The sequence below is a fragment of the Mesorhizobium sp. M7A.F.Ca.AU.001.01.1.1 genome (assembly GCF_004022735.1).
GTDB classification, from domain to species: Bacteria; Pseudomonadota; Alphaproteobacteria; order Rhizobiales; family Rhizobiaceae; genus Mesorhizobium; species Mesorhizobium ciceri.
In genome coordinates this window covers 1-8,062 of sequence record NZ_RZPF01000247.1, presented here as the reverse complement: position 1 = coordinate 8,062, position 8,062 = coordinate 1, and the positions used below count along the sequence as shown (strand labels likewise).

Here is an 8,062-nt window from a genome sequence, read left to right as displayed (position 1 = left end):
GCGTGACCATCGATCAGGCCGCCTTCGAGCGCTACAGGCATTCGCCGAACGCCAGGACGACCTTGCCGCGCCTGTTGCTCGGAACGGGGATCGTCGTCCTTTTTTGGGCAGCAACCACCGTGGCCGTGCTGGTCGGCGGCACCTATGCCTTCTTCGCCCGGCAGGCGGCCCCATCATCCGGCATGCAGGGTTTCCTCGCCTCGCCCATCGGCATTCTCACCGCGCTCGTCTCGTTCGCCGGCATCTGGATCGGCCTGTGGGTCGCGATGCGCTGGGTGCATGGCGAGAAGCTGTCGGCGCTGCTCGGCAACAGCCGGCGTGTTTCATGGTCCGGCTTCCTCAAGGGGCTGATCGCGGTGCTGATCACCTCGTTGATCTCCGAAATCCTGCTCTATCTCTTGCAGCCGCAGATCGCGCGCGGCCCGATCAGCCTGTCGTCCTGGCTGCTGTTTGCGATCCCGATCGCCGCGCTCACTCTGTTGCAGACCTCGTCGGAAGAGTTGCTGTTTCGCGGCTACCTGCTGCGCGGGCTGGCCAGCCGGTTCAAGAGCCCGTTCATCTGGGCGCTGCTGCCGGCCCTGCTGTTCACCTCGCTGCATTGGAGTGCGAGTTCGTCGCCAGCCATCAACGCCTGTGTGCTGGCGTCGATCGCCGCTTTCGCGTTGCTGCTGACGCTTGTCGTTTACGCAACAGGCAATCTCGGCGCCGCGCTGGGTGCTCATCTCGGCAACAACCTGACCGGCTTCCTGCTGATCTCGCATCAGGAAAGCTACAATTCCTTCGCCCTGTTCAACGCCAGGCCGCTCGAGGGACCGGGCTGGGCAACGTCGGATGCGGTTCTCATCGCCTTCATCGGCATCGCCTGCAGCCTGCTGACCATCGGGCTGCTTTTGCATCCGCGCTCGCCGCTCAAGGTCGCCGCCGAGCTTCCGGACCGCGCGAGCACGGCCTGAATGCGGGTCCGGGAATGACGCTACCCGGCCCTTGTCTTGACTCTTGCGCAGATTTCCTGTCTACACGCCCCGAATTCCGCGACGAGTATCCCTCCGAGCAAGCCGACCAGGACGCCGAAACCTCTTTGAGGTGAAGTGCTGTAAATCGATCCTGGAGGCCAACACCCGGCAGCGCTGAGCGCCCCCGGGTGCTTTTTGGTTTTGGCTTTTGCTTGGACTTTTGGTTGGACACTGGGCGCGAACGCATTACCTCTCGGGCACCATCCGGGTGCCAGGGAAAAGGAAAACGAATGTTTGAATCGCTACAGGAACGTCTTGGTTCGATCCTGAACGGCCTGACCGGCCGCGGCGCGCTGTCGGAGGCTGATGTCTCGGCGGCGCTGCGCGAGGTGCGCCGTGCGCTGCTCGAAGCCGACGTGGCGCTGGAAGTGGTGCGCTCCTTCACCGACAAGGTGCGCGAGAAGGCCGTCGGCGCTGCCGTGGTCAAGTCGATCAAGCCCGGCCAGATGGTCGTCAAGATCGTTCATGACGAACTGGTCGACATGCTCGGCGCTGAAGGCGTCGCCATCGATCTCAATGCCCCGGCGCCGGTCGTCATCATGATGGTCGGCCTGCAGGGTTCCGGCAAGACGACCACTTCGGCCAAGATCGCCAAGCGTCTTTCCGAGCGTCAGAACAAGAAGGTCCTGATGGCCTCGCTCGACACGCGGCGCCCCGCCGCGCAGGAGCAGCTTCGCCAGCTCGGCGAACAGGTCAAGGTCGCCACGCTGCCGATCATCGACGGCCAGTCGCCGGTCGACATCGCGCGCCGCGCCGTGCAGGCGGCCAAGCTCGGCGGCCACGACGTCGTCATCCTCGACACCGCCGGCCGCACCCATATCGACGAGCCGCTGATGGTCGAGATGGCCGACATCAAGAAGGTATCGAGCCCGCACGAAATCCTGCTGGTCGCCGATTCGCTGACCGGCCAGGACGCCGTCAACCTGGCCAAGAGCTTCGACGAGCGCGTCGGCATCACCGGTCTCGTGCTGACCCGCATGGACGGCGACGGCCGTGGCGGTGCTGCCCTTTCGATGCGCGCCGTCACCGGCAAGCCGATCAAGCTGATCGGCACCGGCGAAAAGATGGACGGGCTGGAGGAATTCCACCCCAAGCGCATCGCTGACCGCATCCTCGGCATGGGCGACATTGTCTCGCTCGTCGAAAAGGCCGCCGAGAACATCGACGCCGAACAGGCGGCGGCGATGGCCAAGAAGATGCAGTCGGGCAAGTTCGACCTGAACGATCTCGCCGGCCAGCTTCAGCAGATGTCGAAGATGGGCGGCATGGGCGGCATCATGGGCATGATGCCCGGCATGGGCAAGATGAAGGACCAGATGGCCGCCGCCGGTCTCGACGACAAGATGTTCGGCCGCCAGCTCGCCATCATCTCGTCGATGACCAAGGCAGAGCGCGCCAATCCCGATTTGCTCAAGCATTCGCGCAAGAAGCGCATCGCTGCCGGTTCCGGCACCGACGCGGCCGAAATCAACAAGCTGCTCAAAATGCATCGCGGCATGGCCGACATGATGAAGGCAATGGGCGGCAAGGGCAAAGGCGGCGGCCTGATGCGCGGCATGATGGGCGGCCTCGCCTCCAAGATGGGCCTCGGCGGCATGATGCCCGGCGGTATGGGTGGCATGATGGGCGGCGGCATGCCGGACCTGTCGAAGATGGATCCCAAGCAGCTCGAAGCCTTGCAGAAGCAGGCGCAGGCAGCCGGCCTAGGCGGCGGCATGAAAGGCCTTCCCGGCGGCGGTGGCCTGCCCAGCGGCATGCCAGGTTTGCCCGGCGGCATGAAACTTCCCGGGCTTCCCGGCCTCGGCGGTGGCGGGCTGCCCGGCCTTGGCAAGAAGAAGTGAGGACGCCATGAACGAAGAAAAGGACATGGCCGACGCCCGCGCCCTCCTGGCAGATTACCGGGCGTCGATCGACAACATCGACGCAGCCCTCATCCACATGCTTGCCGAGCGCTTCCGCTGCACCAAGGCGGTTGGCGTGCTGAAGGCGACTCATGGCTTGCCGCCGGCCGACCCGGCACGCGAGCAGCAGCAGATCGCCCGGCTTCGCCAACTGGCGAAGGATGCCCATCTCGACCCGGATTTCGCGGAAAAGTTCCTCAACTTCGTCGTCCGCGAAGTGATCCGCCACCACGAACAGATCGCCGCTTCCAACGGCGTGACGAAAACCAACTGAAACCCAATCAACGAACTTAGTTTTTAGGAGAAAAGAAATGCCCTTGAAGATCCGACTGGCCCGTGCGGGCTCGAAGAAGCGTCCTTACTACCACGTCGTCATTGCCGACGCCCGTTCGCCGCGTGACGGCCGGTTCATCGAGTCCATCGGCTCGTGGAACCCGCTGCTGCCCAAGGACGGCGAACGCGTCAAGGTCGACGCCGACCGCGTCAAGCATTGGCTGGCGCATGGCGCCCAGCCGACCGACCGCGTGCTGCGCTTCCTCGACGAGGCCGGCCTCGTCAAGCGCGACGCCCGTTCCAACCCGAAGAAGGCCGAGCCGGGCAAGAAGGCGCAGGAACGCGCTGCTCTTCTGAAGAAGGCGCAGGAAGATGCCGCTGCTGCCGTTGCCGCCGCCGCGGCTGCACCGGCCGAGGCGGAAGCCGCAACCGCCGAATAAGTATTTGCTCTATCGCATCCAGGAAAACGGCGGGCCATGTGCCCGCCGTTTTTTCATTCGACCCTGTCTGTAAAAGCCGCCCGGTCAATAGCCGCGCGGGCAGCGGTCAATATAGACGCGGCCACGGCTATCGCGGTAGCGGCATTCGCCACGCTCGCTCGCCCGGCCGATCAGCGCGCCGGCAACAGCGCCGACAGCACCACCGACGACGGCGCCTTCAACCGGATCGCCGGCGACGGCCGCACCGACGGCAGCGCCACCGAGGCCGCCTACGGCCGCGCCTTTTTCCGTTTGCGAACAAGCGGCGAGCGGCACCAGCAGCGCCATCAAAAGCATCGTTTTCTTCATCGTCGTTCCTCTCCGATAGGAGCCGCCTCCGCCGCCGGGCGAATCTCTAACTCGCAACTCGACGATTCGATCCCTGAGATATTGCCCGGCAAAGGGTTCAGGCTTCGAGCCGAAAGCGGTGCTTCGATCCGGATCTAACGGCTGAACGGGATCAGCGCGCGGAGCCTGGAATCGCGCAGATACAGGCCACCCCACAGGATAATGCCGAGATAGACGCCGAACAGAATGTGCGAGAACAGCGGGTTGTCGACGCGGACATTGGTGGCGATGGCGCCGCCCATATAGGCAGTAAGCAGGATGGCGCCGAGCACCGAGGTGCGCGGCAGCGCGTAGAGAGCGGTCGAGATCAGGCCGATGACGCCAAGCATGCGCGCGACATTCGGATCGGCCGGCCAGCCAAGCGGTACCATCGTCTGGATGACGATATCGAGCGGCGGCAGCTTGATGGCGCCGTCGAAGATCATGAACAGCACGATGACGCCGCTGAGCGCGCGGCCGGTCCACAAAGCGCCCGGCGAGACGGGCGCGGTTTCGGAAATGCTCATGATGGTCCCTCCTGATGGTTCTATCCCCTTCTTGCTGGGGTCGAACCAAGGACGTGGCATGGAGCGGCGATCCGACAGCGGGGCAGATTCTTTTAAGCCCGCGCGCCTTTGCCTACGAAAAATAGAACTTTTCCGCCGGGATCATCTTCGGCGGCGTTTCGCCAAGCGCCTCGAACACCGAGATTTCGCAGACACGGCAGAGGCTGTCGAGAGCGAGGTCGTTGGCTTCGGTCCCGAACGGATCCTCGAGCTCTTCCGACAGCGCGTCGAGGCCGAAGAAAGTGTAGGCGATCAGCGCGGTGAACAGCGGCGTCGCCCAACCGGTGGTCGAGATCAGGCCGATCGGCAGCAGCAGGCAGACGATATAGGCCGTGCGATGCACCAGCAGCGTGTAGGCGAACGGCAAGGGCGTACCGGCGATCCGCTCGCAGCCGGCCTGGATGGCCGCGACCGACGCGAGCCTCTCATCGAGGATACGAAAGCCGATCGTGTCGACGTCGCCCGCCAGGCGCTGCGCATTGGCACGCCGGCCCATGCGCCTGACCATCTCATCCGCCGGATTGGAAAAGGCTGCTGCCTTGTCCGCCTCCGCGTCGATGAAGGCACGGGCATCCTTCATGCTGTCGATCTTGCGCAACTGCCCGCGCAGGAAATGACAGAAGGCGAGCGCTTCCATCAGCAGGGCGCGCTGTTCGGTCTGGTCCGGGATGAGGCTGGTGGTGGCGCGTGCCAGGTTGCGCATTTCGAAGACCAGCGCGCCCCACAGCTTGCGCGCCTCCCACCAACGGTCGTAGGCGGCGTTGTTGCGGAACGAGAGATAGATCGACAATGTCACGCCGACCAGGCCGAAAGGCGTGATGTTGAAGACGCTGAAATCAAGCTGGAACCGGCGCGCCGCGGCCAGGATGATCGCGGAATAAAGCGCGAAGCCCAATATTTGCGGCAGAATGCGTGGCACGACCGAACCGCGCATGATGAAGAACAGCTGCAGGAATGTGGGGCGCGGGCGAACGATCATCGAAGGCCTTTCACGGACCGGCACTGGCCCTCAGCTTCTCTATTGTGCGATGCGACAGCTCTGCAAGCCCAGCCGCCAGCGACATCGCCATGTCGTCCTTGCAGCGCCTGGACTATCGGCACGCGCCGGTCGCGGATATTGAAGAGCACGTGGGCTGCGGCCCGTTTTTTGCAGGCGAGGGAAGACAGATGGCCGGCGAAACCGATCTCAAGACACTGCTGGCGTCGATGACACCGGAGCTGCTCGCCGGCGCCTATGTCTTCGTCACGCTGGCACCCGGCGTCCCTCAGCCGGAAGGCGTTGAGCCGGTGATGGTGTTTCGCGAGCGCGAGGGTGTGACGCTGATCGTGACCGAGGAGGAGGCCAACGCCGCGGCACTGACCGCTTCGTTCCGCTGCCGGATGCTGACGCTGAACATCCATTCGTCGCTGGAAGCCGTCGGCTTCCTCGCCGCCATCACCACGCGCCTGGCCGCCGCCGGCATGGGCGTGAACCCGGTTTCGGCCTTTTATCACGACCATCTGTTCGTTCCCGCCGATAGGGCGGAGGAGGCACTGAAGCTGCTGATCGGGCTGGCCGAAGACAACCGAGTGTAGCGCATCGGCGAAGCTGCCGATCTCCCTCGTGGGGGAGATTGGCCTTCATCAATGCTCCGCAAACCTTCAGCATCCCGGCCGAGGGCGGAGCCCGCGACCGCGGGCCAGCCGCGCTAGCGGCGGTGCGGCCCGTGAGCGAAAACTAAATCAGCCGTCAGGCCGCCTTCTTCTTCGGCTGGATCAGGCCGCGCTCGACCAAAAGCTCGGCGATCTGCACCGCGTTGAGTGCGGCGCCCTTGCGCAGATTGTCGGAGACGATCCACATCGACAGGCCGTTGTCGATGGTCGAATCCTCGCGGATGCGCGAGATGAAGGTGGCGTCCTCGCCGGCCGATTCCAGCGGCGTGATGTAGCCTCCGTCCTCGCGCTTGTCCAAGACCTGGCAGCCTGGGGCTTCACGCAGGATATCCCGCGCGTCGTCGGCGGTGATCGGCTTTTCGAACTCGATGTTGACCGCTTCCGAGTGGCCGATGAACACCGGCACGCGCACGCAGGTCGCCGTCAGCTTGATCTTGGGATCGAGCATCTTCTTGGTCTCGGCGACCATCTTCCATTCTTCCTTGGTGAAGCCGTCGTCGAGGAAGACGTCGATATGCGGGATGACGTTGAAGGCGATGCGCTTGGTGAACTTCTTGACGTCGACGGTGTCGGCGACAAACACCGCGCGTGTCTGCGTGAACAGCTCGTCCATGCCTTCCTTGCCGGCGCCAGACACCGACTGGTAGGTGGCGACAACGACGCGCTTGATGGTGGCGAAATCGTGCAGCGGCTTCAGCGCCACCACCAGCTGCGCCGTCGAGCAGTTCGGATTGGCGATGATGTTCTTGCGCGTGAACAGCGAGATCGCGTCCGGGTTCACTTCCGGCACGATCAGCGGCACGTCCTGGTCGTAGCGGAAGGCCGACGAATTATCGATGACGACGCAGCCCTGCTTGCCGATCTTCGGCGACCATTCCTTGGAGACGTTGCCGCCGGCCGACATGATGCAGATATCGGTGTCGGAAAAATCATACTGGTCAAGCGACTTCACCTTCAGCGTGCGGTCGCCGAACGACACTTCCGTGCCCTGGCTGCGCCGTGAGGCCAGCGCCACCACCTCGCTTACCGGAAAGCCGCGCTCTTCCAGTATGTTGAGCATTTCCCGGCCCACATTGCCCGTGGCGCCGACGATCGCTACCTTGAAACTCATCGAAAAATCTCCTGTCCCTCTCCGCTTGGTTTTTGGAGAAACCCGCTGGCCGCTGCGGGTTCCGTCCCCCGGGCCGAACCCGGGAGAGGGTGGTTAGGCCAAGGGAATCACACCGTTTTGGTGGTGGTTTTGCCAGTTTTCTCGGCCAAGAATGTGGTTTTGCTGAAACGAGGAGATGCGCCGACGCGCCCGGCCCAATGATGTGCATTGAGGCTGGGGGCATCGAATGCAGGAAGAGCCGTCAAAAGGCCGCGCATCGAAACTGTCCCGTTCGGTGCCGGCTTTTACGCGGTTTGCGGCAAGAGTCAATTGCCGAGCGGCGCCTGGTTTTGCGCGCGCCCTGTACAATCGCGGCTGCGCGAAGTACGAACGGCCAAGATTGTTTGGCTGGCGCGAGGCCCGCCCCGGCATGTGCTCCGTGATGAGCGCGGACCCTAAAATTCCGAAAGAGTGAGATGTCCAACTTCGAAGCACTTGTTCCAGCGCTTGCCAGGGCGCTGGAGAAACGCGGCTATTCCGAGCTGACGCCCGTCCAGAAGGCGGTCGTGGCGCCCGAGCTCGGCGAGGCCGATGCGCTGGTTTCGGCGCAGACCGGCTCCGGCAAGACGGTGGCCTTCGGCCTCGCTCTGGCGCCGACCCTGCTTGAGGGCGCGGAGCGCTTCGGCCACGCCGCCGCACCGCTGGCGCTGGCGGTGGCGCCGACGCAGGACGCCACGGTGGCACCGGTCAGTTCGTAGAG

10 protein-coding genes and 1 pseudogene are annotated in these 8,062 nt (G+C 64.0%); 6 read left to right on the top strand and 5 right to left on the bottom strand.

All coding sequences use genetic code 11. The features are described 5' to 3' along the window. Window positions 1-2 precede the first annotated feature (2 nt). From EN884_RS16755 to rpsP, 4 genes are all read left to right on the top strand, one after another. A complete protein-coding gene (locus tag EN884_RS16755; RefSeq protein ID WP_128360637.1) occupies window positions 3-953 on the top strand; it encodes a CPBP family intramembrane glutamic endopeptidase in 951 nt (316 codons plus the stop codon). Window positions 954-1,243: 290 nt separating this feature from the next. Continuing rightward, a complete protein-coding gene (gene ffh / locus EN884_RS16750) occupies window positions 1,244-2,854 on the top strand; it encodes a signal recognition particle protein (protein ID WP_024504031.1) in 1,611 nt (536 codons plus the stop codon). 7 nt (window positions 2,855-2,861) lie between these two features. After that, window positions 2,862-3,188: a chorismate mutase gene (locus tag EN884_RS16745; RefSeq protein ID WP_013528801.1), complete on the top strand. Its 327-nt coding sequence runs from the start codon at window positions 2,862-2,864 to the stop codon at window positions 3,186-3,188. 37 nt (window positions 3,189-3,225) lie between these two features. Further along, window positions 3,226-3,627: a 30S ribosomal protein S16 gene (gene rpsP, locus EN884_RS16740; protein WP_013528800.1), complete on the top strand. Its 402-nt coding sequence runs from the start codon at window positions 3,226-3,228 to the stop codon at window positions 3,625-3,627. A gap of 84 nt (window positions 3,628-3,711) precedes the next feature. Here rpsP and EN884_RS16735 read toward each other — a convergent pair whose 3' ends face one another. From EN884_RS16735 to EN884_RS16725, 3 genes are all read right to left on the bottom strand, one after another. After that, a complete protein-coding gene (locus tag EN884_RS16735; protein WP_013528799.1) occupies window positions 3,712-3,975 on the bottom strand; it encodes a glycine zipper domain-containing protein in 264 nt (87 codons plus the stop codon). 134 nt (window positions 3,976-4,109) lie between these two features. Next, on the bottom strand, window positions 4,110-4,520 hold the full coding sequence (locus EN884_RS16730) for a DoxX family protein (protein WP_063169559.1): 411 nt from the start codon (window positions 4,518-4,520) through the stop codon (window positions 4,110-4,112). A gap of 112 nt (window positions 4,521-4,632) precedes the next feature. Beyond that, the gene (locus tag EN884_RS16725; protein WP_063169560.1) at window positions 4,633-5,538 is read right to left on the bottom strand and encodes a bestrophin family ion channel; all 906 of its coding nucleotides are present in this window, start codon (window positions 5,536-5,538) and stop codon (window positions 4,633-4,635) included. Between the two features lie 188 nt (window positions 5,539-5,726). Here EN884_RS16725 and EN884_RS16720 point away from each other — a divergent pair, with 188 nt between their 5' ends. After that, window positions 5,727-6,134, top strand: a complete 408-nt coding sequence (locus EN884_RS16720) for an ACT domain-containing protein (protein WP_013528796.1) — start codon at window positions 5,727-5,729, stop codon at window positions 6,132-6,134. A 154-nt stretch (window positions 6,135-6,288) separates the two neighbouring features. Here the strand turns inward: EN884_RS16720 and EN884_RS16715 are convergent, their stop codons facing one another. Both EN884_RS16715 and EN884_RS38670 read right to left on the bottom strand, forming a co-directional pair. Next, window positions 6,289-7,323 carry an aspartate-semialdehyde dehydrogenase gene (locus EN884_RS16715; RefSeq protein ID WP_063169561.1) on the bottom strand — a complete coding sequence of 345 codons (1,035 nt, stop codon included), beginning with the start codon at window positions 7,321-7,323 and terminating at the stop codon, window positions 6,289-6,291. A 107-nt stretch (window positions 7,324-7,430) separates the two neighbouring features. Further along, complete coding sequence (locus EN884_RS38670) at window positions 7,431-7,580, bottom strand: hypothetical protein (protein ID WP_164746448.1); 150 nt, start codon at window positions 7,578-7,580, stop codon at window positions 7,431-7,433. Between the two features lie 198 nt (window positions 7,581-7,778). Here EN884_RS38670 and EN884_RS16710 point away from each other — a divergent pair. Beyond that, window positions 7,779-8,033, top strand: a pseudogene (locus EN884_RS16710) (DEAD/DEAH box helicase); the annotation flags it as partial. Window positions 8,034-8,062: the final 29 nt, after the last annotated feature.